Here is a 22,690-nt window from a genome sequence, read left to right on the forward strand (position 1 = left end):
AACCTGCGGCTCGTCGTCTCGATCGCGAAGAAGTACCAGGCGTCGGGGCTGCCGCTCCTCGATCTCATCCAGGAGGGCAACCTCGGCCTGATGCACGCAGTCGAGAAGTTCGACTGGCGCAAGGGCTTCAAGTTCTCCACCTACGCCACGTGGTGGATTCGCCAGGCCATCACCCGCGGCATCGCCAACACGGGCCGCACCATCCGTCTGCCCGTGCACGCGGGCGACACGCTCGCCCGCCTGCAGAAGGCGCGCGCCCGGCTCGAGCTGAAGCTGGGCCGGCCGGCCACGCTCTCCGAGCTCTCCGCCGAGGTCGAGATGCCGGAGGACAAGGTCACCGAGGCCCTGCGCTTCGCGGCCGAGCCGCTCTCGCTGTCGGAGCCGCTGCGCGAGGACGGCGACGCCGAGCTGGGCGATGTGGTCGAGGACCGCTCGGCCGAGTCGCCGTTCGAGGTCGCCGCCACGGCCCTCCTCCCCGAGGAGATCGCCAAGCTGCTCGGCCCCCTCGACGAGCGCGAGCGTGAGATCCTGCGCCTCCGCTTCGGCCTCGACCGCGGCGAGCCCCGCACGCTCGAGGAGGTCGGCGAGCACTTCAACCTCACGCGTGAGCGCATCCGTCAGATCGAAGCGCGTGCGATGTCGAAGCTGCGGCACCCGTCGAGCGACACCGGCGCGCGCGACCTCCTCGCCGTCTGACCGCCCCGCCGCGGGAGCGGTGGCGGAGGTGGACGGGAATCGAACCCGCCGGACGGGGATCGCCCGTCCCACCCGCTTTGAAGGCGGGGGAGCCCACCAGGTGCCCGGACACCTCCGGGCGGCAACCTAGCTGGTCAGAGGTTTCCTCGACTTCGAGTCTCCACGTTGCCTGTTCCTCCCGGGGGACTGTTACGATATATCGTGATAGGACGACAACAGTCTCGATAGGAGAACGGTTTCGATGGGAAGAGGACGTTGGTACGGTCGGCCGCCGTGGGCGGAGGGCCCGCCGTTCGCCGGCGGGCACTGGCACGGGGGACGGCGGATGCGCCGGGGCGAGATCCGCTCCGCGCTGCTGTCGGTGCTCGCCGAGGGGTCCGGGCACGGCTATGAGCTGATCGGCCGGCTCGAGGCGAAGACCGGCGGGGTGTGGCGCCCCAGCCCGGGGTCGGTGTATCCCACGCTGCAACTGCTGGAGGACGAGGGGCTCGTGCGCTCGGAGACGCGGGAGGGCAAGCGTGTCTATGAGCTCACCGACCCCGGCCACGCCGAGGTGCAGACGCGCACCGAAACCGGCGAAGGGCCCCCGTGGCAGGTCGTGGGCGACGAAGGCGTCGCGGCGCTGCGCGCGACGGTCTTCCAGCTCCACGCCGCCGCCCGCCAGGTCGCGCACGCGGGCACACCCGAGCTCGTCGACCGCGCCGTGCGCATCCTGGGTGACGCGCGCAAGGAGTTGTACCTGCTGCTCGCCGGCGAGTAAGGGGGCGCCAGCCCCCGGGTCTCAGCGGAGTCTCATCGTCGTCCCGGCATGGTGGGCAGGTGCCGAGCCGCCGACCCGCCCGGAGGTGACCCGCCGGACATGAGCTCGACGACCGACCCCGCCCGCCGATCTCGAACCGTGGTCGCTCTCGGCGTCTTCGTTCCCGCGGTCGTCCTGCTCGCTGCGTGTGGAGGCTCGAAACGAGCTGCGCCGCGAACGACGACGACGCGACCGAAGGCGCCCACCGCGACCACGACGCAGCGGTCGGCGGTGACCACATCGTCGCCGTGCGGACGCGTGACCACCCCGCCCCGCTGGCAACACGTCATCGTGGTGATCTTCGAGAACCATCGACATGGTGACGTGATCGACAATCGGGCCGCGCCGTACGCGACAGAGCTCGCCCGAGAATGTGGCACGGCCACGAACTGGTCGGACGCAGGGAGCGCGTACCCGTCGCTCCCCAACTACATCGGGCTCACGTCGGGCCAGGACGGCAAGGACGTAGGCATCACCGGCGACTGCGACGCGGGTGCGCCACCTGACAAGGCCTGCACCACCGGCGCCGACAACATCTTCCGGCAGGCACGCAAGACCGGCGTCTCCGTCAAGTCGTATCAGGAGGACATGCCGGGGAACTGCCACATCGGAGAGGGCGGTGGGTACCGCGAGCATCACAACCCGGCTGTCTATTACCGCGGCGACGGAGGCGGTGACTGGTCGGACTGCCAGAAGAACGACGTCCCCATGGGTTCACTGTCGGGGGGCGGCAACCTCTTCGACGACCTCGAGAGGGACACACTGCCGAACATCGCGTTCGTCGAGCCGAACAACTGCCACAACACGCACGACTGCCAGGTTGCCCAGGGTGACGCATGGGCGGCGAAGTTCTTCCCCAGGATCTTCGCGAGCAAGGCGTACCGCGACGGTCGGACCACGGTTCTCTGGTTGTGGGACGAGGACACGCCCATCCCCAACGTGATCGTCTCACCGGCCACCCGTCCCGGTACGGTGAGCGCCGACGCGATCAGCCACTACTCCGCGTTGCGCGCCATCGAAGAGATCTTCGGGCTCCCACTGCTGGGCCATGCCAACGGGGCCCGCGACATGCGACCCCTCTTCAACCTCTGACGCGCTCGCCTGACGCCCCGACCACTTGACGGCGAGGGCGTCGGGTGATCGAGTGGTGCTGCGTCGTGGGGGGGAAGCCGGTCGAAGTCCGGCGCTGACCCGCAACCGTAGGCGGTGGGCTCACGCTCGCTGCGAGCCGGGATACCCGCAGGACGTGTTTGCTCCATCCACCGTCGAGGGTCTGCGGGACGGGAGCGCTCGACTCCCGTGGTCGAGCTGTCCTCACCTGTGTGCCCCGGCACGATCAGCGAGGACAACATGCGAAGGACTCGGTTCCTCTTGGTCGCTGTCGGGTTGGTGTTGCTGACTGCCACACCGGCAGCGAGCGCACCAACGAGCAGCGATCCGACTACCGCCGCCAGAGCGGCCGCCGTCTGGCTCGCCCACCAGGTGAACCCGCAGGGCTTCATCCCGTCGGCCACCGACCCCGCCACCGCGAACCTCTCCGGCTCGGCCCAGGCGGTGATCGCCATGGCCGCGGCCGGTGTCGGTCGCGATCAGGTCGACGCAGTGCTGGGGTACCTCGCCATGCACGTCGACGCGTTCGTCGTCCGCGAGGGCAGCGACGACGCAGGCGCGCTGTCGTACCTCATCCTCGCCGCGCAAGCAGGGGGCCGGGATCCCGCGTCGTTCGGACCGTCCCACGTGAACCTGCTCGACCGGTTGCAGGCGACCAGGCAGCCGACGGGGCTCTTCGGCGCGCAAGCTCCGACGTTCGACGGTGCGTTCCGTCAGGGCCTGGCGTTGATGGCCCTGCACGGCGCGGGTCTGTCGGATGCGACGGCGACGACCTGGTTGCTCGATCAGCAGTGCGCGAGCGGGTTGTGGACCGCGTTTCGCTCTGACACGACGGCACCGTGTCCCGCGGTCGATCCGGCTGCGTTCACGGGGCCGGATACGAACTCGACCGCGCTGGCCGTGCTCGGTCTACACGCCCAAGGGCACACGACCGAGGCTGCGAACGGCGCCACCGCTCTCGGCACGGTTCGCAACCCGTCGGGGGGGTGGGGCCTCCTGGCGCGAGCCGACCAGTCCACCGACGCCAACTCGACCGGACTGGTCGTGACCGCGCTTCGAGCGGTGACCGGGGCGCAGGACGCGCCGGGAACCACTGCGCTCCTCGCGCTGCAGGTCGGCTGCACCGCTGACCCGGCCGATCAGGGTGGGATCGCGTTCCAGCCGGGCGCGGGCGGCGTGCTCGCCCCCGACGTGCTGGCCACCGATCAGGCCACACCGGCGCTGGCCGACGTCGTGTTGCCGCAGGCCGCGCCGACGATCGCCACCGACCTGCCCGACGTGTGCGCCGCGAGCCCATCGACGTCGACGACGACTGTCGTGTCGACGAGAACGAGCACGGAGGCCGCCCCGGAGGTGCTCGGAGAGTCGACGAGCGCCGGTCAGCTACCCGCCACCGGCTCGTCGTTGCTCGATGTTGCCGGCGGGGCGCTCGTGCTCATCGGAGCCGGGTCGTGCACGGTGTCGGCGGCCCGGCGGCGTCGCGCGCGATGGGTTCGGCAGCGTTGACGCGGGTGCTGCGACGGCTCGCGCTGGTCGCGGCCCCTGCGTTGCTGACGATCGTCGCGCCGGTCCAGCTTCATGGCGCGTGCGCAGCCGACCAGGTGCAGATCGCCGTGGTCGTCGACTTCGGCACGGGAAGGTCGGTGAGCGCGGCCTGCGTCGGCGCGGGCACCCGTGACAGCGGCGCTGCCGTGCTTGCGGCGCGCGCGTCCCAGCTGGGAACGGCGCCGCCTCGCACGAACGCGTCCGGCCTCGTGTGCGCGATCGACGGCTACCCGAGCGAGGGATGTGGTGAGCAGACCGGCGGCCACTACGCCTACTGGTCCTACTGGCACGGCGACGCCTCCGACTGGACCTACTCCAACGTCGGGCCCGCGGGATCCCGGGCACAGCCGGGAACGGTGGAGGGTTGGCGGTTCCAGCCCGCCGGCGCCGGCAACCCGTCCGACCCGCCGCCCCGCGGCAGTCCCGACGCGGCGACCACCTGTCGACCCGCCGCACCCCCCGCCACCTCCGTGCCGACGGTGCGACCGGCATCGCGGCCCGCGGCCCGAACGGGTGGGACCGGCGGGGCGTCGACGACGGCGATCCCGACTTCCGCGGCGGGGGGACCGACGTCGACCGACGTCGCTCCCGGCACGACCGCGGCTGCCGGCTCGTCGACGGAGACGGCCGTCGCCGCCGGTCCTCTCGCGAACGGCGCCCCCACTCCGGTTGCCGCGCGCCGCGGCACCGGCGGGCACGGTTCGTCGCCCTGGGGCCTCGTCGGCGGGGTCGGTCTGGTCGGCGCGGTCGGGGGCGCGGGCGCCCTCGTCGCCCGGCGACGGGCCCGACCGTCACCGTGAACCCCCGGTCGCTGCATCCTCTGGCCTGGTGGCTCTGGGCGCTCGCGCTCGGCGCCGCGGCATTGCGAACGACGAACCCGTTCCTACTCGGGTTGCTGGTCGCGGTGGCGTGGCTGGTCGTCGCCGCGCGTCATCCGAACGCGCCGTGGGCGCGTTCGTTCGGCTCGTTCGTGCGGCTCGGCGTCGCGGTGATGGTCGTGCGGTTGCTCCTGCAGGTGCTGTTCGGTCTCCGCCTCCCGGGCCACGTGTTGTTCACGCTGCCTTCCGCGGATCTGCCCCACTGGGCGGCGGGCGTCACCCTCGGCGGCCCCGTCACCTCCGAAGCGCTGGTGTCGGCGTTCAGCGAGGGGCTGCAACTTGCGGCCCTGCTCGCCTGTGTGGGCGCGGCGAACAGTCTCGCGAGCCCGTACCGGTTGCTGCGTTCGATGCCGGCCGTGCTCTACGAGCTCGGTGTAGTCGTGACCATCGCGCTGTCGTTCGCCCCGCAGGCCGCGCTGAGCGCCCAACGGGTCCGCGACGCCCGCCGGCTGCGGGGTCGACCGCATCGCGGGTTGGCCGGTCTGCGCGGCCTGGCGGTGCCCGTCCTCGAGACCGCGCTGGGCCGGCGCGCCGCGGTGTTGGATGGACGCCGCCGCCTCACGCAGGCCGCGGGTCTGATCGGTGCCCTGGCGCTGACGATCGGCGTCTACGGCGTGCTCGACGAGGCCGCCCCCGGTGGGCTCGGCATCCCGATGCTCGTCGTCGGGTTGGTGTCGCTGGTCGCCAGCTTGATCCTGACGAGCGCGCGCTCGACCCGAACCCGCTACCGGCCCGACCCGTGGCGGTGGCCGGAGTGGGGAACCGTGGTCGCCGGGGTCGCTGTGCTCGCCGTGCTCGTCGTCGCCGCCAACGTCGACGGTGACGCGCTCCGTCCCGCGTACAGTCCGCTCACGGTCCCGGCCCTGCCGCTGCTCCCGATCGTCGGCGTGCTGATCGCAGGTCTTCCCGCACTGTTGACGCCGCGGCTGCCGGAGGACCGGCTGTGATCCGCTTCGATCACGTCACCTTCACCTATCCCGACACCTCGCGGCCCGCACTCGCGGACGTCGACGTCACCATTCCCGAAGGTGAGCTCTGGTTGGTCATCGGCCGCACCGGCGCGGGCAAGTCGACGCTGCTGCGCAGCATCAACGGGCTCGTTCCCCATTTCTCGGGCGGTACCTTGCGCGGCCAGGTCCTCGTGGACGGCCGCTCGACCGCGACCGCCCCACCGCGCGAGCTCGCCGACCTGGTGGGTGTAGTCGGTCAGGACCCCACCTCCGGGTTCGTGGCCGACACCGTCGAGGACGAGCTGGCCTACGCGATGGAGAACCTCGGCGTGGCGCACAACGTGATGCGACGCCGGGTGGAGGACGCCCTCGATCTGCTCAGCATCGCCGATCTTCGTCACCGCGCCCTCGGCACCTTGTCGTCCGGACAAGCCCAACGTGTCGCCATCGCGTCCGTGCTCACCGCCGCGCCGCGCGTGCTGGTGCTCGACGAGCCCACCTCGGCGCTCGACCCCGGCGCCGCCGAGGAGGTCCTGGCCGCGCTCACCCGGCTGGTCCACGACCTCGGGCTCACGATCGTCGCGGCCGAGCACCGGCTCGAACGGGTCGTGCAGTACGCGGACCGGGTGATCGCCATCGACGAAGACGGAGCCGTTCGAGCCGGCGACCCCCGGTCGATCATGACCGACGCGCCGGTCGCGCCTCCCGTCGTGGAGCTGGGAGTCCTCGCCGGGTGGCGACCGCTTCCGTTGTCGGTCCGTGACGCCCGACGTGCCGCCGGCGCACTTCGAGAGCGACTCGCGCGCACGACACCGCCGGCGCCGACGCACATCCAACCCGTCGCGAACCGCGCCGTGGTCACGACTCACCGTCTGTCGGCCCGGTACGGAAGCAACGTCGTGCTGCGCGACATCACGCTGCAGCTGGACGCGGGCGAGATCGTCGCCCTCATGGGCCGCAACGGTGCCGGGAAGTCCACGTTGCTCAACCACCTCGGCGGCCTCCTGCGGCCGGCGGCGGGCGAGCTCACCGTCAACGACCTCCGTCCCTACACGCTGAACCCCCAGCAGCTGGTGCGCAACGTCGGGCTCGTACCTCCCGACCCGTCCGCGCTGCTCTACGAGCAGACCGTGCACGCCGAAGCCGTCACGGCCGACCGCGAGCATCACCTCGATCCCGGGACCACCCTCGCGACGGTCGACGCGCTCGGCATCGACCTCGATCCCGACCGCCACCCACGCGACCTCTCGGAGGGACAGCGGCTCGCGCTCGCCATCGCCGTCGTCGTGGCGCCCGCGCCCGAGCTCGTGCTGCTCGACGAGCCCACCCGCGGGCTCGACTACGACGCCAAGCGCCACCTGACCGTCGTGCTCCGGGCGCTCGCGGCGCGCGGCCACGCGATCATGCTCGCCACCCACGACGTCGAGCTCGTCGCCGCAGTCGCGACCCGGGCCATCGTGCTCGCGGACGGCGACATCGTGAGCGACGGCCCCGCCCGCGACGTGGTCTGTCACTCGCCCGTCTTCGCCCCGCAAACCGCCAAGATCCTCGCCCCCGGCCAATGGCTCACCGTCGCCGAGGTCGAAGCGGCGCTCATCGCATGACGGCGATTGCGGTCGACCCGCTCCGCTTCGAGTGGCGGTCCAACCTGCTGCTTGCGCTCACCTCCGTCGTCGGGCTCGGGGGGTTCACCTGGCCGCTGTTCACCCACCCGCACGGCAACGAGAACCTCGCCCACGCCGCCGACGCGCCATGGCTGTTCGTCGTGCTGCTGCCGCTGCTGCTCGCGGTGCTCCTCTGCGAGATCACCGACGGGTCGATCGACGCGAAGGCGGTGGCCGTGCTCGGCGTCCTCGTCGCGTGCGGTGCCGCGCTGCGCGCGCCGACGACCGGCGCGACCGGCTTCACGGGCGTGTTCTTCCTGCTTCTCCCCGGTGGCCGCGTCTTTGGTCGCGCCTTCGGCTTCGTGCAGGGCGCGCTCACCCTGTTCGCTTCCGCGCTGCTCACCGGTGGTGTCGGCCCCTGGCTTCCGTTCCAGATGATCGCGGCGGCGTGGACGGGCTACCTCGCCGGCTGCCTCCCGCCGCTGGGCCGGCGCAGCGAGCTCCTCGTCCTCGCCGCCTACGGCGTGATCGCCGGCCTTCTCTACGGGCTCGTCATGGACATGTGGTTCTGGCCCTTCACCACCAGCGGGACCAACCAGCTCCACTACGTCCCCGGCGACGCGCTCGTCGCCAACCTGCACCGATTCTGGGCCTTCCACCTCGCCAGCGCTCTCGGCTTCGACCTTCCGCGCGCGGTCGGCAACGCCGCGCTCGTGCTCGTCGCCGGGGCGCCCGTCCTCGCCGCGCTCCGACGCGCCGCCCGCAAGGCGTCCTTCCAGGCGCCCGTCCACATCGAGGCCGTCACGAGCAGCTACGAGGGCTTGGACGCGACGACGAGGACGCGACGGCGGTAGGGCCGGAGCTCGAGCGTCAAGGAGACCTCCATGAGCAGCGCGCCGAGCGCCCGTTCACCCATCTCCGTCATGAGCGTGTCGTGGGCGCCGACCACCGCCCGGTAGGTGGCGTCGAGCCGATCCTGCCAATCGGGTGTCTCGGCGTAGGACTCGACGGTGAAGCCGGCGTCGCCCAACAGCGGCGCGTAGTCCGCCACGGGATCGGTTCCGAGCACGGGAAGGCCCGCGACCCGTTCGGGATCGAGCTCGAACGCGGTGAACGCGAACCGACCGCCGGGCGCAAGCACGCGCCACACCTCGCGGAGCGCGGCGCGTTTGTCGGGAAGGTACTGCATCGCGTCGACGCTCAGCGCGCCCCGAGCGCGAGCACCGGCGATGGCCGTCGCCGTCACCACCGCGACCACGAAGTCCGCATCGACGCGCTGGTCGATGGCGCGGCGGGCCGCGAGGCGGATCCCGACGCGCGAGAAGTCGACGCCGACGAGCCTCGCCCGGGCCTGCCGTGCTGCGAAGAGGCCTGGGCCGCCCGCGCCGCACGCCAGGTCGAGCACCCGGTCACCGGCTCGGAGGTGCAGTGCCTCGACGATGCCCTGCAGCTCGGCGAACGTCAGGAAGCTGATGTGCTCGAACCCCGACGGATAGTCGGAACCGATCGCGTTCCGGCGCCAGATGCCCTGCAGCGTCGGGCTCGCGGGCCACGCCGCGTAGACGGCGTCGTAACCGTCGGCGACCGGATCCTCCATCGGCCGAGCCTCGCGCGCCGTCGATGAGAGGATGGGCCGGATGAGACATGGCATCGTCGAGGGTGAGCCGGGCATCTTCCCCGACCCGATCGCCCGGCTCTTCGTGGCCATCGCCCACTTCCTCCGTCGCCGCCGGGCCGGGGCCGACGCAGCCGAGGAGCAGCCGCCTCCCGCGCCGGCGGAGGGCGACCGGGGCGACGACGGTGGCTGACCCGCACGCGGATCCGCCGTCGAGCCGGCACCCGAGCCGGCATTTGCCCGTTCACCAGCGGCGAACCGCTAGGGTGCCGGCATGAAGAAGATCATCCTCCTCGTGATCCTCATCGCCCTGGGAGCCATGGCGGCAAAGAAGGTGCGCGCCGCCTAGCGACTCCGGCGAAGCGGCCCCACGGGGTCGATCGCCCCAGCGGCTCGGTCGGGCGGTGCCGCTTCCACCACACGAACAACGCTCCTGCCCCCGCGAGCGCGGTGACGGCGACGGCCGCCGTCGGCCCGGCGGGCGGCACCGGCACGCGGTCGCGCAGACGGACCGGGTGGACGAAGCGGCGGATCTCCCACGAACGCTCGCGAGCGACCTTCAGCAGCTCGCGGTCGGGGTTCACGGCGACGGGGTTGCCCACCGTCTCGAGCATGGGGATGTCGGTGGCCGAGTCGGAGTAGGCCCAGGACCGCAGCAGGTCGATGTTCTCCTCGGCCGCCACCCGCCGCATTGCCACCGCCTTGTGCGGCCCGTACGCGTACAGCTCCATCTCCCCCGTGTAGCGGCCGTCCTCGACGCGGGCGCGTGACGCGATCGCGGCATCGACACCGAGGAACTCCCCGAGCGGCGCCACGATCTCCTCGGGCGACGCCGAGACGATGAACACCTTGCGCCCCGCGGCGCGGTGTTCCTCGATCAGGTCGAGCGCCTCGCGGTAGATGATCGGCTCCACCACGTCGGTGAGCGCTTCGCGGACGATGCTGCTGACGCGCGCCTGCTCCCACCCCTTGGTGAGCGTGAGCACGGACTGACGCATGCGATCGAGCTTCGCTTCGTTCGCCCCGAGGTGCATGTAGACGAGCTGGCCGTAGAGCGCGCGCACGAGCAGGCGGCGCGAGATGAGCCCCTGCCGGTACAGGGGCCGGCCGAACGCGACCATCGACGCCTTGGCGATGACCGTCTTGTCGAGGTCGAAGAACGCCGCCTCCATCGACGGAAGCATAAGTGCCCCCTTGCCCACTGCCCGGCCGGCAGTTATGGTGCCGCATCCCTTCCCCTTGAGGCCTGTTCCGACGCGCCCGGGGAGGGTCCCCTTGCTGTACGCCTGTTGGTCGCCGAAGGGCGGCAGTGGCACGACGGTCGTGGCGGCCGCGCTCGGTGTGCTGCTCGCCCGCGCCGCACCGTCGGGCGCGCTGCTCGCGGACCTCGCGGGCGACCTGCCCACCGCCCTCGGCCTGACCGTGCCCCCCACCGGGATCGGCCTCGCCGACTGGCTGGCCGCGGGCCCCGACGTGCCCGACGACGCGCTCGCACGGCTCGAGGTCGACGCCGGCGCGCGGCTGCGGTTGCTCCCGTGGCGCGGAGGCCACGGCGCGCCCGTCACCGAGCCGGGGCGCGGCGCGGCTCTGGCCGCTGCGCTGTCGCGCGATCCCCGGGCGGTCGTCGTCGACTGCGGCACGGCGGGCACCGACGCCGGCCTCGCCGTCGCCGCGAGCGCAACCGTCTCGCTCCTCGTCATCCGCCCGTGCTATCTCGCGCTCCGGCGCGCCCTCGAAGCCCCGCTGCGTCCGTCCGGAGTCGTGCTCGTCGCGGAAGAGGGCCGCTCGCTCGGGCGGGCCGACGTCGAGGACGTGCTCGGCGTTCCCGTCCGGGCGGAGATCCGCGTCGACCCCGCGGTGGCCCGGGCGGTCGACGCCGGTCTGCTCGCCGGTCGCCTCCCGCGCGGCCTCGAGCGGGCGCTGCGCCCCGCGCTCGACGCGGGCGGCAGTGAGGCCGCGTGAGCGCCGCGCTCCGTGCCCGGGTGCACGCCCGCCTGCTGGCCGAAGGCGGGAGCCGGTCCCTCGAGGGCCACGTCTCCGACATCGTGCGCGAGGAGGCGCCGCTGTTGGGCCGCGAACCGCGGGCCCGACTGGTGGCGCAGGTGCTGGCCGACGTCGGCGGCCTCGGTCCCCTCGAGCCGTTGCTCGCGGACCCCGACGTCACCGAGGTCATGGTCAACGGTCCCGGCCCGGTGTGGGTCGAGCGCGGCGGCGCGCTCGAGCGCACGACCGTCGAGATCGACACACCCACCATCGAGCACCTCATCGAGAAGGTCGTGTCGCCGCTCGGCCTTCGGATCGACCGGTCGTCGCCCCTGGTCGACGCCCGCCTTCCCGACGGGTCGCGCGTCAACGCCATCGTGCCGCCGCTGGCGATCGACGGGCCCTGCCTCACCGTCCGCCGCTTCGGCGCGCGTGCCATCCCGCTCGACCGGTTCTGCCCCCCGCCGGTCGGCGCCCTGCTGAGGTGGGCGGTCGCCAGCCGTTGCAACGTGCTCGTCTCCGGCGGCACCGGCTCGGGCAAGACGACGTTGCTCAACGCGCTCGCGGCTGCGATCCCGTCCGGCGAGCGCGTGGTCACGGTGGAGGATGCCGCCGAGCTCCGGCTGCCCGGAGAGCACGTCGTGCGCCTCGAGGCTCGTCCCGCCAACGCCGAGGGCGTCGGCCGGGTGCGCGTGCGCGACCTCGTGCGCAACGCGCTGCGCATGCGCCCCGATCGCATCGTCGTCGGCGAGGTCCGCGGCGCCGAGGCGCTCGACATGCTCCAGGCGATGAACACCGGCCACGAGGGGTCGCTGTCCACCTGCCACGCCAACAGCCCGGCCGACGCGCTCCGGCGGCTCGAGACGATGGTGCTGATGGGCGAGGTGGCGCTGCCGCTCGCCGCCGTGCGTGAGCAGGTGCAGGCCTCGCTCGACCTCGTCGTGCACGTGGCGCGGCGCCCGGGCGGCGCCCGCGCCGTCGTCGCGGTGGCCGAGGTGGTCGACGGAGGCCCCGACGCGATCGCCTCCGGCGCACCCGTTCGCACCCACCTGCTGGCTGACGCGATCGGCGTGCAGGCACTGCCGAACCGACCGGCCCACTCCATCGATACACATCCGCCCGATCCTGCGTGGTTGGCGACGTGAAGGGCACGCACGTGAACGGCGCGCAGTTGAGTGGCACAGCGTCGACGCGCACGGCGTTGGCCGCCGGCGTGGCGGTGCTCGTGGTCGGTGCTGCGCTGCGCGTCGCGGCCAAGCTCGCGGTCCGATCGCGCGTGCGCGGTCGCCTGCCCCGCGCGCCGGCCGCGGCGCGCCGCGGGCTGCGTCCGATGTCCGCGCCGAGTTGGTTCGCGCGCGCGCTCGACGACGGCGCCGTCCGGCTCGAGCCCGCGGCCGCGTGGACGGCGACGCTGACCGGCGTCGGCCTGTTGGTGGTGACGGGTGCAATGGTGGGAGGCCCGGCCCTCTCGTTGCTGGGCGGCGCGGCGGGCGCGGGAGGCGTGGCCGTGCTCATCGCCGTCCGGCGCGGCCGCTCCGCCACGTTGCTCGAACAGGCGCTGCCGGGCGCGCTCGAGGCGGTGGCGCGGTCGCTGCGGTCGGGCGCGTCGCTCCGGGCCGCGTTGGCAGAGGCGGCGTCGGCCACCGATGGCCGTCTGGGTGCCGAGCTCGCCCGGGTCGACGCCGACACCCGACGGGGTGTCCCCCTCGTCGTCGCGCTCGAAGCTCTCGCGGCGCGTCTTCCGCTGCCGGGTGTCCGGCTCGCCGTCGCGGCGCTCACGCTCGGCGTCGAGACCGGTGGCGCGCAGGCGCGGGCCGTCGACGGCGTGGCGACGACGCTGCGCGACCGCCTCGCGGCGCACGCCGAGGGACGGGCCCTCGCCGCCCAGACCCGGACATCGGTGTGGGTCATCGCGATCTCTCCCGCCGCGTTCTGCGCGTTCGCCGTCACCACCGACCCTCGCACCGCCCGCTTCTTCTTCCGCTCCGCGGCCGGGCTCACGTTCCTCGCCCTCGGCCTCGCGCTCGATGGCGCGGGCGCGCTCTGGATGCGACGACTCTCGAGCGTCGATCCGTGACCGCCGGCCTGGTCGCCCTCGCCTGGGCCGGGATGATGCTCGTCGGCGCGTGGGACCGGCGCCCGGCACCCGAGCGCGCTCGCGCCCTCGTCGGCCGGGCGTCCCGACCCGTCGCACGCCGCGAGCGGCCCCGGCACCTCGAGCGGGCGTGCCGGTGGGTCGGTCTGCGGGTGTTGAGCGCCTTCATGGCCCATCCCGATCCCGAGATCGCGGCGCGCCTGGGTGCGGCCGTGTTGGCCGGCGCCCTCACCCTCGTGGTCCTGCGCGTCGCCGCACCGGTGGTGGCGCTCGGTGTCTGGGCGGTTCCCGTGCTGCGCGGCCGCAGGCGCGAGCGCCGGCGCCTGGCGACGCTGACGGCCGACCTGCCGGAGGTCGTCGACCTCTTGGTGCTGGCGGTCGGCGCCGGCCTCACAGTCCCCCTCGCCGTCGCCGCGGTGGCCCGCCACGCGAAGGGCTCGCTCGCCGCCGAGCTGCGTCGGGTGCTCGACGACGTCGACCACGGCCGCCGGCTGGCGGATGCGCTCGACGACGTGCCCGCACGCGCCGGCGAGGCGGCGCGCCCGCTCACGGCCGCGCTGGTGGCGTCGGAGCGCTACGGCGCGCCCGTCGTGACCGGGCTCGAGCGCCTCGCCGACGACGTCCGGCGCGATCGTCGGCGCCGGGCCGAGGAAGCGGCGCGACGCGTGCCCGTGAAGCTCCTCTTCCCCCTGGTCACCTGCACGCTTCCCGCCTTCGCGCTGCTCACGGTGGCGCCTCTCATCGCCGGCACCCTCGGGTCGCTGCGCCTCTGATGCTCCTCACGCGCAAAGGAACGCCCATGCTGAAGCTGTTCGTGTACCTCCAGACCGCGGTGTCCGCGGTCCTCGCCGACGACGACCGACGTGACCAGCGCGGTCAAGCCACCGCCGAGTACGCGCTCGTGCTCCTCGGCGTGGCGGCGGTGGCCCTGCTCGTCGGGGTCTGGGCCGCGAAGACGAACCTGATCGGCAAGCTGTTCGATCTCGTCTTCCGCAAGATCCTCGACAGGACGTGAGCCGTTGGCGACGGGAGGATGCGGGTCAGGCTGCAGTCGAGCTGGCCCTCGTCCTCCCGCTCGTCGTCGCCCTGCTGCTGGCCGCGGTGCAGGTGGGCCTGATCGTGCGCGACCAGGTGCTGGTCGTGCACGCCGCGCGCGAGGCCGCGCGTGAGGCGGCGGTCGATCCCGACCCGGCCGCGGCGCGGCGGGCGGCCGTCGAGGGATCGGGTCTCCGGGCGTCGCGACTGCACATCACGCTGTCCGATCGGGGCGCGCCGGGCAGCCGGGTGCGCGTCGAGGTGCGCTACCGAGCCGCCACCGACGTGCCCCTCGTGGGCGCCGCGCTCGGCGAGGTCACACTGACCGGCGCGGTCACCATGCGGGTCGAACAATGAGGTCGAGCAGTGAAATAAGGTCGCACCGTGCCCGAGGAGCTGCGCCAGGAGTTCCACCGAGATCTCGAGCGGATCAACCGCCAGGCGATCGGGCTCTTCGCGCTGGTGGCCGAGTGCGTGGCGGGAGCCACCGATGCCCTGCTCTCGGGCGACCGCGAGGCCGCCAAGGTGCTGGTCGCGCGCGATCAGATGATCGACGAGACCTACCGCGACATCGAGGAGCTGGTGCAGCGCCAGCTCAGCCTGCAATCGCCAATGGCGCGCGACCTCCGCTTCCTGTTGGCGGTGCTGCGGATCGTCCCCGAGCTCGAGCGCAGCGCGGACCTCGCCGAGCACATCGCCCAGCGCGCGGTACGGGGGCTGACCCCTGAGCTCACGCCCCGGGTGCGGGGGCTGGTCGACCAGATGGGCCGCGTCGCGGTCGAGATGTGGCACGCGGCGGCCGACGCCTATGCCGAGCGCGATGCCGACGCCCGCGAGCGCCTCAACGAGCAGGACGACGAGCTCGACGACCTGCACGTCAGCCTCACGGCCGAGATCTCCTCGGGCAAGCTCAGCATCCCGGTCGTGATCGAGATGGCGCTCATCGCCCGCTTCTACGAACGCCTCGGCGACCATGCGGTCAACGTGGCCGGGCAGGTGCGCTATCTCGCCACCGGCGACATCTAGACGCGAACCCGGGCGTCAGGACGTCGCGTAGGGCCGTGTAGGTTGGAGGGGGGGTCACTGGGGGTACGTGGCAGCGGGCGCGTCTCCGGACGACCAGGAGGAGGCAGATGGAACTCGGTCTCGACGTCACCGAACGCAACGGCTACGCGGTTCTGGCGGTCTTCGGCGAGGTCGACGTCTACACCGCCCCCCACTTCCGCGAGCGCCTGATCGAGCTGGTGAGCGAGGGCAAGCACCGCATCGTGGTCGACCTCGAGGGTGTCGACTTCCTCGACTCCACCGGCCTGGGCGTGCTCGTCGGCGGGCTCAAGCGTCTCCGCAGCCACGACGGCGACCTCTCGCTCGTCTGTACCCAAAACCGGATCCTCAAGGTGTTCGAGATCACCGGCCTGACCAAGGTGTTCGACATCCACGACTCTGTTGACGCGGCGGTCACACCATGACGTGCTGAAGACCGGGCAGGTCGTCGAGCTCGAGATCCCGGCGCGGGCCGAGTTCGTGGCGTTGGCGCGACTGCTGGTCTCGGCCATGGCGTCGTCGGACACCCTGCTCCCCGACGATCGCATCGACGACCTGAAGATCGCAGTCTCGGAGGCTTGCACCAACGCCATCGAGGAGGCGTACGCCGGCCGTGACGCCGTCGAGCGGGTGCTGGTCCGCTGCCATGCGCACCACGATCGCCTCGAGATCGACATCGAGGACCGAGGCGAGGGTTTCGACCCCGCGGCCCTTCCCGATCACCCGCCGGTCACCGATCCCGACCGCCTGAAGTTCGAGCGGGGTCTCGGCATCCCGCTGATCCGGGCGCTGGTCGACGAGGTCGAGTTCTCTTCGTCCGGCGGGGGCACCGCGGTGCGCATCGTGATGTGGCATTCCGACTCGGTCGGGAACGGTCGGGTGGGTGGCTAGTGGTCCTCAAGAAGCTGCTGCAGCGCCTCACCACTCCGATCTCCGAGCTCGACGACCGCCGGTTGCGCGAGTTCTGCTCGGGTCGCGCCGACGTCACGCCGATCAACGAGCTCCGACCTCGCCAGGAGGCCGCGGCGGTGGGCGAGATCACCTCGCTCCGGATCGTGCCCCGCGAAGGATCACCGTGGTTGGAGGCCACGATCAGCGACGGCACGGGATCGCTGGTGGTCATGTGGACCGGTCGTCGTCACATCGCGGGGGTGGCACCGGGGAAGCGGATGATCGTGTCCGGCCGAGGATCGCCCTACGGCAAGCAGGGGCGACTGCGGCTGCTGAACCCGCGCTACGAGCTGCTCTGATCCTCCGTCGCGCGCCCGCCCACCAGGAGGGCGCGGACTTCGTCCTCCGATTCGGGGGTGACGAGCACGAGCACCTCGTCGCCCGCCGCGAGCCCGGTCTCTCCCCGGGGCACGATCACGTGGCGCTCGCGGATGACGGCGACGAGCGTCGCATCCCGCGGCACCCCCATCTCCGCGATCGTCTGGCCGACCGCGGGCGACGTGTCGGCGAGGGTCACCTCCACCAGGCGGGCGTCCTGGAACTGCAGCAGACGCACCAGCGACCCGACCGAAACGGCCTCTTCCACCAACGCGGTGAGCAGATGAGGCGTCGACACCGAGACGTCGACCCCCCAGCCTTCGTTGAAGAGCCACTGGTTCGCCGGGTGGTTGACCCGGGCCACGACGCGAGGAACCGCGAACTCCTGCTTGGCGAGCAGCGAGACGACGAGGTTGTCCTCGTCGTCGCCGGTGGCCGCCACGACGACATCGGCGTCGGCGAGGCCCGCGGCGTGAAGTGATCGCACCTCGCACGCGTCGGCGATGAACCACTCGACGTCGAGCGTGGTGCGCAGGCGGGCGACCAGGTCTGGATCCTGCTCGATGAGGAGCACCTCGTGCCCGGCCTCCTTGAGGTCGGAGGCGATGTAGGTGCCGACGTTGCCGGCCCCGGCGATGGCGACCTTCACGTGTGCACCCCTTCGCTCGCGTCGCCCAGCCGGGCGCGCAGCTCCTCGACTGCATCGGTCCGTACGGCCAGGTGCAGGATGTCGCCCTCCTGGCCCACGAGCGAGGGCGTCACGAGCCGGGCCTGCCCGGCGCGGGTCAGCGCGACGAGGCGGAAGCGCTCCCCCTCGTCGAGCTCGAGCAGCTTGCGGCCCGCCCACGTGTCGGGGAGCTCGCGCTCGATCAGGCTGAGGCTGCCGGTCGCGTCGGTCCACTCGCTCACCGTCCGGTCGGGCAGGAGGCGCCGGTGCACCTGGTCGGTGGTCCACGAAACCGTGGCGACCGTCGGGATCCCCAGGCGCTGGTAGATCAAGGCCCTCCGGGGATCGTAGATGCGCGCCACCACGTGCTCGATCTCGTAGGTCTCCCGCGCGATCCGGGCGGTGAGGATGTTGGAGTTGTCACCGCTGGTGACCGCCGCCAGCGCCTGCGCCTCGCGGATGCCCGCCTGCTCGAGGTGGTCGCGGTCGAAGCCGAAGCCGAGCACGGCCCGGCCCGTGAACCGCTCCGGGAGGCGCCGGAAGGCGTTGCGGTTCTTGTCGATCACGGCCACGGTATGGCCTTCTGACTCGAGGGTGACGGCGAGCTCGGACCCCACCCGCCCGCACCCCACGACGACGACGTGCATGGCGGTCCATGCAACACGGCGCCCGGTGGTGCGCACAACTCACCAGCCCTGCGCCTATCGTCGCAGGGTGTACTCAGGCCTGAAGCGGCTCGTGGTCGGTCGGCCCATCGCCACCGCCGAGCAGGAGCACCAGCGCCTTCCCAAGACCATCGCGCTGGCGACGTTCTCGTCCGACGCCATCTCCTCCACGGCCTACGCCACGGAGGAGATCCTCTTCGTCGTCGCCCTGGGGGGCTCGAGCCTCGTCCTGGGGCTGAAGACGTTGGTGCCGATCTCGATCGTCGTCGCCCTCCTGCTGGCCATCGTCGTCACGTCGTACCGCCAGACGATCTTCGCCTACCCGAGCGGTGGTGGCTCCTACATCGTGAGCCGCGAGAACCTCGGCGAGTACCCGTCGCTCGTGGCCGGCGCGTCGCTCCTGGTGGACTACATCCTCACCGTGGCGGTCTCGATCTCGGCCGGCGTCGCCGCCATCATCTCCATCCCCGCCTTCCGGGGGGCGGTCGACCGGCGGGTGCTCCTCTGCCTGGCCCTCATCGCGTTCATCACCCTGGCCAACCTCCGCGGGCTCAAGGAGTCTGGCCGGCTCTTCGCCCTGCCGACCTACGTCTACATCATCACGCTCACGATCCTCGTGAGCTACGGCCTGTACCGCACGTACTTCGGCCACATCAACCGGGTCCCGTTCGATCCCAACGACTTCGAGGGAAAGCTGCAGACCGGAGGGAGCCTGGGGCTGTTCCTCATCCTGCGGGGGTTCTCATCCGGAGCCGTCGCGCTGAGCGGGGTCGAGGCGATCTCCAACGGCGTGCCCGCATTCCGCCGGCCCGAGCCGAAGAACGCCGCCACCACGATGGTCTACATGGGGGTCATATTGGGGACGCTCTTCTTCGGCGTCTCGGTGCTGGCCCACCACCTCGCTCCGTACCCCAGCCACACGGAGACCGTGATCTCCCAGATGGCGCGGGCCGTCCTCGGCACCGGCCCGATCTACGTCGTGCTGCAGTTCGCCACTGCGGCCATCCTCACGCTCGCCGCCAACACCGCGTACGCGGACTTTCCCCGGCTGTCGTCGATCATCGCTGCCGACGGGTACCTACCGCGTCAGTTCGCCAACCGGGGCGACCGGCTCGTCTTCTCCAACGGCATCGTGTTCCTGGCGGTGACGGCCGGGTTGCTCATCGTCGCCTTCGGCGGCCTGACCAACGCGTTGATCCCGCTCTATGCCATCGGCGTGTTCACCTCGTTCACGCTCAGCCAGGCGGGCATGGTGCGACACCACCAGCGCGAGCAGGAGCCGCACTGGCAACGCAACGCGGTGATCAACGGCGTCGGATCGGTCGCCACGGGAATCGTCACCCTCGTCATCGCGATCACCAAGTTCAAGTACGGCGCGTGGGTGCCGATCCTCGTGGTCCCGCTGATCATCCTGCTGTTCATCGCGATCAAACGGCACTACACACGGGTGACCTCCGTGCTCGCCGTCACACCGGCCGAGGTGCGCAGCGAAGCCATCAACCACACCGTCGTCGTGCTCGTCGGTCGCATCCACAAGGGCGTGCTCAAGGCGCTCGACTACGCCCGGTCGCTCCGGCCGCAGCACCTGGTCGCGGTCTATGTCTGCTTTGACGACGACGACCGCGCCGAGATCGAGTCGCAATGGCAGGCGTTCGGCATCACCGTGCCGCTCGAGATCGTGTACTCCCCGTATCGCGAGCTCGTGCGCCCGATCGAGCGCTACATCGACGAGATCGACCAGCGGTGGAACAACGACACGGTCACGGTGGTGATCCCGGAGTTCGTCGTCAGCCGGTGGTACGAGCACCTGCTCCACAACCAGAGCGCGCTGATCCTGAAGGGGAAGCTGCTGTTCCGTGAGGGCATCGTGGTGACGTCGGTGCCGTACCACGTCGACCTCGCCGACGGAGCGTCAGACGGAATTCATCCCGACTCGTCGTCGCCGACGTCGACCAACCGGTAGCCCACCCCCGGCTCGGTCACCAGCCGTGGGCGCGTCGGGTCGTCCTCGAGCTTCCTGCGCAGCTGGCTCGCGTAGACCCGCAGGTACTGCGTCTCGGTGCCGTACTCGGGCCCCCACACCTCCTGCAGGATCGTGCGGTGGGTGAGCACGCGGCCGGGCCAGCGGGCGAGGAGGGTCAGGAAGTCGAACTCCTTCGGCGTGAGGTCGACGGTGCGCCCGGCCACGGTCACGCGGTGCCGGAACAGGTCGATCGCCAGGTCGCCGACGTGCAGCTCGGTCTCGCCCGTCTGCGAGTCGGGGCCGGGCCGGTGGCGCAGCGCGACCGCGACGCGTGCCACCAGCTCGGGCATCGAGAACGGCTTGGTCACGTAGTCGTCCGCTCCCTCGTCGAATGCCTTGACCTTGCGATCGTCGGCGCCCTCCGCGCTCAACACGATGATCGGCACCGCGGACCAGACACGCAGGCGCCGGCAGACCTCGATCCCGTCGATGTCGGGGAGGCCGAGATCGAGCACCACCACATCGGGGTTGTGGTGGGCGACGCTCGCGAGCGCGGCTTCGCCGGTGGCGGCGGTCAGCACGTCGTAGCCGCGGGCACGCAAGCCCGCCCCGACCACGCGGAGGATGGCCATCTCGTCGTCGACGACGAGCACGGCGGTCACCGACGGCCCACCGCGGCGCGGACCGGCAGCGTGAACACGAACGTCGCACCGCCGCCTGCCGTGCGGTGCACGGCGATCGTGCCGCCGTGGGCCTCGACCGTCGCCTTGCAGATGGCGAGGCCGACACCACTCGACCGGCTGCCTTCGCCCCGTCGGAACGGCTCGAACACCCGAGTGCGTTCGAACTCCGGTATGCCGATTCCCTCATCGGAGACGCTCATCTCCACCATCCCGCGTCGAGCCCGCGCCTCGATGCGAACGGTCGATGCCGGCGGCGCGTACCGCGCCGCGTTTTCGAGCAGGTTGGTCAGTAGCTGCTCCAGCTGCGTGTAGTCGCCGTCGACGAGGGGCAGATCGGTCTCGACGTCGACCTGCACCCTGACCTGGTGGAACAGAGGCGCCAAGCGCCGGACGCGATCGGCGATCAGCTCCTCCATGTCGACGGCTTGGCGCTCGGGCTTCAGCGCTCCCGCCTCGATGCGACTCATGCTGAGGAGGTTCGCGACGAGACGGTCGAGGCGCTCGGTCTCGTCGCAGAGGTTCGACAGCAGCTCGGCGCGCGTCGCGTCGTCGTAGACAACGCCGTCGCGGAGATCCGAGGCCACGGCGAGGATCGTTGCCAGCGGCGTGCGCAGATCGTGGGAGACCGAGCGCAGCAGCGCGGAGCGTTGGCCGCCGACCTGTTCGAGCACATCCGCGCGCGCCACCTCGCGCGCCAGGCTCTCGTTCAGGGCGCGCAGCTCGACCTCGCGCTGCTCGGCCGCGCGGCGCTGCTCTCCCTGGGCCGCCACCAACACGCCGATCACGACCGCGACGGCCACGAAGACCCCGAGCGCGACCCAGTCGTCCCACACCGCCACCTTGAGCGTCCAGTACGGACGGATGAACGCCACGTTGAAGGACAGGGCCGCGATGACCGCGACGCAGACCGCGACCCGCGAGCCGCCCACCCATGCGGCTGCGACCACCACCAGGACGAGCACGAGCGCGGGTGTCGCGAGGGTGATGTGGGCGCGGACGGGCACCAGCCCGGCGACGACCACCGCCACCAGCACGAGACCCGCACCAACGCTCCACGCGGTCCGCAGTCGTGCCACGGGCAGATCTTTGCGCGTTCTTGACGGAACGCCGGTCTGCGTTGACGGGTTCTTGATGTCGCAGCTCCCACACTGGCCCGGTGGAGACACACGTCCGCCCGACTGCCGGCCATCATGCGCCGCCGCTGCCGTTGCCCCTGGCGCCCGACCTGCCGGAGGACCGTCGTCACCGGGTCAAGAACCGGATCCTCGGGCGACCCCTGCACACCGACCAGCTGGTGCACGAGCGGCTGGGCAAGCCGACCGCGCTCGCCGTCTTCGCGAGCGACAACCTCTCGTCCTCGGCGTACGCCACGGAGGAGATCCTCCGCGTCCTCGTCCCGGCGGTCGGCGTCGCCGCGTTCGCGTTGGTCCTGCCCATCACCGTGGCCATGCTCGTCGTGCTGGGGTTCCTGATCCTCTCCTACCGGCAGACGATCAAGGCCTATCCGAGCGCCGGCGGCGCCTACATCGTCACCCGCGACAACTTCGGGCTGCTGCCCGCGCAGGTCGCCGGCGTCGCCCTGCTGACCGACTACATCCTCACTGTCTCGGTCTCGGTCGCAGCCGGGACGGCTGCGCTGACGAGTGCATTTGGTGCGTTGCGCCCGTACGCGGTCGGGATCTCGGTCCTGTTCATCGTCGGCATCGCCTTCGGCAACCTGCGCGGGGTCCGCGAGTCGGGGAAGGTCTTCGCCGTCCCGACGTACTTCTTCATCTTCAACATGGCCGTGTTGCTCGGCCTCGGCCTGCTCAAGGCGGTGGCCGGGCACCTTCCCGTGGAGACCGCGCGACCTGCAGGGCTGCTCCCGTTCGGCAACGCGGGTACCGGGCTGCTCCTCGGTGCCTCGCTCTACCGCGTGCTGCACGCATTCGCGTCGGGGGGAGCGGCGGTGACGGGGGTCGAGGCGATCTCCAACGGAGTGCCCGCGTTCAAGCCGCCGGAGTGGAAGAACGCGCGGACGACGCTGATCATCATGGGCTCCAGCCTCGGCGTGATGTTCTTCGGACTCTCCGCACTGGCCGCGAAGATG

24 protein-coding genes, 1 tRNA gene, 2 pseudogenes and 1 riboswitch (2 of these 28 running past the window's edge) are annotated in these 22,690 nt (G+C 71.7%); of the genes and pseudogenes, 20 read left to right on the forward strand and 7 right to left on the reverse strand.

Going from position 1 to position 22,690, the window contains the following annotated elements; all coding sequences use genetic code 11:
- Positions 1-696 (forward strand): annotated as a pseudogene (locus E6G06_10325) (sigma-70 family RNA polymerase sigma factor) (it extends 245 nt beyond the left edge of the window).
- A 20-nt stretch (positions 697-716) separates the two neighbouring features.
- On the opposite strand, the gene E6G06_10330 reads toward E6G06_10325, so the two are convergent.
- Positions 717-812 (reverse strand) — tRNA-Sec (locus E6G06_10330).
- 125 nt (positions 813-937) lie between these two features.
- On the opposite strand from E6G06_10330, the gene E6G06_10335 reads away from it, so the two are divergent.
- From E6G06_10335 to E6G06_10365, 7 genes are all read left to right on the forward strand, one after another.
- The gene (locus tag E6G06_10335; protein ID TML91437.1) at positions 938-1,456 is read left to right on the forward strand and encodes a PadR family transcriptional regulator; all 519 of its coding nucleotides are present in this window, start codon (positions 938-940) and stop codon (positions 1,454-1,456) included.
- 48 nt (positions 1,457-1,504) lie between these two features.
- Positions 1,505-2,587: a hypothetical protein gene (locus tag E6G06_10340; protein ID TML91438.1), complete on the forward strand. Its 1,083-nt coding sequence runs from the start codon at positions 1,505-1,507 to the stop codon at positions 2,585-2,587.
- A gap of 41 nt (positions 2,588-2,628) precedes the next feature.
- A riboswitch (cobalamin riboswitch) is annotated at positions 2,629-2,755 on the forward strand.
- Between the two features lie 222 nt (positions 2,756-2,977).
- Entirely contained in the window at positions 2,978-4,111 is a 1,134-nt protein-coding gene (locus E6G06_10345) for a hypothetical protein (protein ID TML91439.1), read from the forward strand.
- 5 nt (positions 4,112-4,116) lie between these two features.
- Positions 4,117-4,950 (forward strand): hypothetical protein, encoded by an 834-nt coding sequence (locus E6G06_10350; GenBank protein ID TML91440.1) that lies wholly within the window; start codon positions 4,117-4,119, stop codon positions 4,948-4,950.
- Positions 4,947-5,975 carry an energy-coupling factor transporter transmembrane protein EcfT gene (locus E6G06_10355; protein ID TML91441.1) on the forward strand — a complete coding sequence of 343 codons (1,029 nt, stop codon included), beginning with the start codon at positions 4,947-4,949 and terminating at the stop codon, positions 5,973-5,975. The genes E6G06_10350 and E6G06_10355 overlap by 4 nt, the downstream gene beginning before the upstream one ends.
- On the forward strand, positions 5,972-7,582 hold the full coding sequence (locus E6G06_10360) for an ATP-binding cassette domain-containing protein (GenBank protein ID TML91442.1): 1,611 nt from the start codon (positions 5,972-5,974) through the stop codon (positions 7,580-7,582). Before E6G06_10355 ends, E6G06_10360 begins: the two co-directional genes overlap by 4 nt.
- Positions 7,579-8,436 (forward strand): ECF transporter S component, encoded by an 858-nt coding sequence (locus E6G06_10365; GenBank protein ID TML91443.1) that lies wholly within the window; start codon positions 7,579-7,581, stop codon positions 8,434-8,436. Before E6G06_10360 ends, E6G06_10365 begins: the two co-directional genes overlap by 4 nt.
- Here the strand turns inward: E6G06_10365 and E6G06_10370 are convergent.
- On the reverse strand, positions 8,394-9,290 hold the full coding sequence (locus E6G06_10370; GenBank protein ID TML91444.1) for a methyltransferase domain-containing protein: 897 nt from the start codon (positions 9,288-9,290) through the stop codon (positions 8,394-8,396). The two genes, E6G06_10365 and E6G06_10370, sit on opposite strands and share 43 nt — an antisense overlap.
- Positions 9,291-9,499: 209 nt before the next feature.
- Positions 9,500-10,369, reverse strand: a complete 870-nt coding sequence (locus E6G06_10375; GenBank protein TML91445.1) for an HAD family hydrolase — start codon at positions 10,367-10,369, stop codon at positions 9,500-9,502.
- A 103-nt stretch (positions 10,370-10,472) separates the two neighbouring features.
- Here E6G06_10375 and E6G06_10380 point away from each other — a divergent pair, with 103 nt between their 5' ends.
- The 10 genes from E6G06_10380 to E6G06_10425 all read left to right on the forward strand — a co-directional run bounded on the left by E6G06_10380 (position 10,473) and on the right by E6G06_10425 (position 16,604).
- On the forward strand, positions 10,473-11,159 hold the full coding sequence (locus E6G06_10380) for a hypothetical protein (GenBank protein ID TML91446.1): 687 nt from the start codon (positions 10,473-10,475) through the stop codon (positions 11,157-11,159).
- Positions 11,156-12,325, forward strand: a complete 1,170-nt coding sequence (locus tag E6G06_10385) for a CpaF family protein (GenBank protein ID TML91447.1) — start codon at positions 11,156-11,158, stop codon at positions 12,323-12,325. The genes E6G06_10380 and E6G06_10385 overlap by 4 nt, the downstream gene beginning before the upstream one ends.
- A complete protein-coding gene (locus E6G06_10390) occupies positions 12,322-13,257 on the forward strand; it encodes a hypothetical protein (GenBank protein ID TML91448.1) in 936 nt (311 codons plus the stop codon). Before E6G06_10385 ends, E6G06_10390 begins: the two co-directional genes overlap by 4 nt.
- On the forward strand, positions 13,254-14,048 hold the full coding sequence (locus E6G06_10395; GenBank protein TML91449.1) for a hypothetical protein: 795 nt from the start codon (positions 13,254-13,256) through the stop codon (positions 14,046-14,048). The genes E6G06_10390 and E6G06_10395 overlap by 4 nt, the downstream gene beginning before the upstream one ends.
- Positions 14,049-14,074: 26 nt before the next feature.
- The gene (locus E6G06_10400) at positions 14,075-14,290 is read left to right on the forward strand and encodes a hypothetical protein (protein TML91450.1); all 216 of its coding nucleotides are present in this window, start codon (positions 14,075-14,077) and stop codon (positions 14,288-14,290) included.
- On the forward strand, positions 14,218-14,667 hold the full coding sequence (locus tag E6G06_10405; protein ID TML91451.1) for a hypothetical protein: 450 nt from the start codon (positions 14,218-14,220) through the stop codon (positions 14,665-14,667). The genes E6G06_10400 and E6G06_10405 overlap by 73 nt, the downstream gene beginning before the upstream one ends.
- Before the next feature lie 27 nt (positions 14,668-14,694).
- The gene (gene phoU / locus E6G06_10410) at positions 14,695-15,336 is read left to right on the forward strand and encodes a phosphate signaling complex protein PhoU (protein ID TML91452.1); all 642 of its coding nucleotides are present in this window, start codon (positions 14,695-14,697) and stop codon (positions 15,334-15,336) included.
- A 107-nt stretch (positions 15,337-15,443) separates the two neighbouring features.
- Positions 15,444-15,779 (forward strand): STAS domain-containing protein, encoded by a 336-nt coding sequence (locus E6G06_10415; GenBank protein TML91453.1) that lies wholly within the window; start codon positions 15,444-15,446, stop codon positions 15,777-15,779.
- Positions 15,754-16,245 (forward strand): ATP-binding protein, encoded by a 492-nt coding sequence (locus E6G06_10420; GenBank protein ID TML91454.1) that lies wholly within the window; start codon positions 15,754-15,756, stop codon positions 16,243-16,245. The genes E6G06_10415 and E6G06_10420 overlap by 26 nt, the downstream gene beginning before the upstream one ends.
- Complete coding sequence (locus E6G06_10425; GenBank protein ID TML91455.1) at positions 16,245-16,604, forward strand: DNA-binding protein; 360 nt, start codon at positions 16,245-16,247, stop codon at positions 16,602-16,604. The genes E6G06_10420 and E6G06_10425 overlap by 1 nt, the downstream gene beginning before the upstream one ends.
- Here E6G06_10425 and E6G06_10430 read toward each other — a convergent pair.
- Together E6G06_10430 and E6G06_10435 are read right to left on the reverse strand one after the other, a co-directional pair.
- Positions 16,589-17,272, reverse strand: coding sequence for a TrkA family potassium uptake protein (locus E6G06_10430; protein TML91456.1), 684 nt, complete (start codon positions 17,270-17,272; stop codon positions 16,589-16,591). The genes E6G06_10425 and E6G06_10430 overlap by 16 nt on opposite strands.
- Positions 17,269-17,937: a TrkA family potassium uptake protein gene (locus E6G06_10435; GenBank protein TML91457.1), complete on the reverse strand. Its 669-nt coding sequence runs from the start codon at positions 17,935-17,937 to the stop codon at positions 17,269-17,271. Before E6G06_10435 ends, E6G06_10430 begins: the two co-directional genes overlap by 4 nt.
- Before the next feature lie 67 nt (positions 17,938-18,004).
- Between E6G06_10435 and E6G06_10440 the strand changes: the two genes are divergently transcribed.
- Positions 18,005-19,918, forward strand: a complete 1,914-nt coding sequence (locus E6G06_10440; protein ID TML91458.1) for an APC family permease — start codon at positions 18,005-18,007, stop codon at positions 19,916-19,918.
- Here the strand turns inward: E6G06_10440 and E6G06_10445 are convergent.
- Positions 19,879-20,580, reverse strand: a complete 702-nt coding sequence (locus E6G06_10445; GenBank protein ID TML91459.1) for a response regulator transcription factor — start codon at positions 20,578-20,580, stop codon at positions 19,879-19,881. The two genes, E6G06_10440 and E6G06_10445, sit on opposite strands and share 40 nt — an antisense overlap.
- Positions 20,577-21,767, reverse strand: a complete 1,191-nt coding sequence (locus E6G06_10450) for a PAS domain-containing sensor histidine kinase (protein ID TML91460.1) — start codon at positions 21,765-21,767, stop codon at positions 20,577-20,579. Before E6G06_10450 ends, E6G06_10445 begins: the two co-directional genes overlap by 4 nt.
- On the opposite strand from E6G06_10450, the pseudogene E6G06_10455 reads away from it, so the two are divergent.
- Positions 21,758-22,690 (forward strand): annotated as a pseudogene (locus E6G06_10455) (APC family permease) (it continues 570 nt past the right edge of the window). The gene E6G06_10450 and the pseudogene E6G06_10455 overlap by 10 nt on opposite strands.

The sequence above is a fragment of the Actinomycetota bacterium genome (assembly GCA_005888325.1).
Classification (GTDB): Bacteria; Actinomycetota; Acidimicrobiia; order Acidimicrobiales; family AC-14; genus AC-14.

What these genes read in the sequence shown, in the direction of transcription:
- E6G06_10335 (TML91437.1), top strand. Translation starts at nt 938, where the DNA reads ATGGGAAGAGGACGTTGGTACGGTCGGCCGCCGTGGGCGGAGGGCCCG.
- E6G06_10340 (TML91438.1), top strand. Translation starts at nt 1,505, where the DNA reads ATGGTGGGCAGGTGCCGAGCCGCCGACCCGCCCGGAGGTGACCCGCCG.
- E6G06_10365 (TML91443.1), top strand. Translation starts at nt 7,579, where the DNA reads ATGACGGCGATTGCGGTCGACCCGCTCCGCTTCGAGTGGCGGTCCAAC.
- E6G06_10370 (TML91444.1), bottom strand. Translation starts at nt 9,290, where the DNA reads ATGGCCACGAAGAGCCGGGCGATCGGGTCGGGGAAGATGCCCGGCTCA.
- E6G06_10375 (TML91445.1), bottom strand. Translation starts at nt 10,369, where the DNA reads ATGGAGGCGGCGTTCTTCGACCTCGACAAGACGGTCATCGCCAAGGCG.
- E6G06_10400 (TML91450.1), top strand. Translation starts at nt 14,075, where the DNA reads ATGCTGAAGCTGTTCGTGTACCTCCAGACCGCGGTGTCCGCGGTCCTC.
- E6G06_10415 (TML91453.1), top strand. Translation starts at nt 15,444, where the DNA reads ATGGAACTCGGTCTCGACGTCACCGAACGCAACGGCTACGCGGTTCTG.
- E6G06_10435 (TML91457.1), bottom strand. Translation starts at nt 17,937, where the DNA reads ATGCACGTCGTCGTCGTGGGGTGCGGGCGGGTGGGGTCCGAGCTCGCC.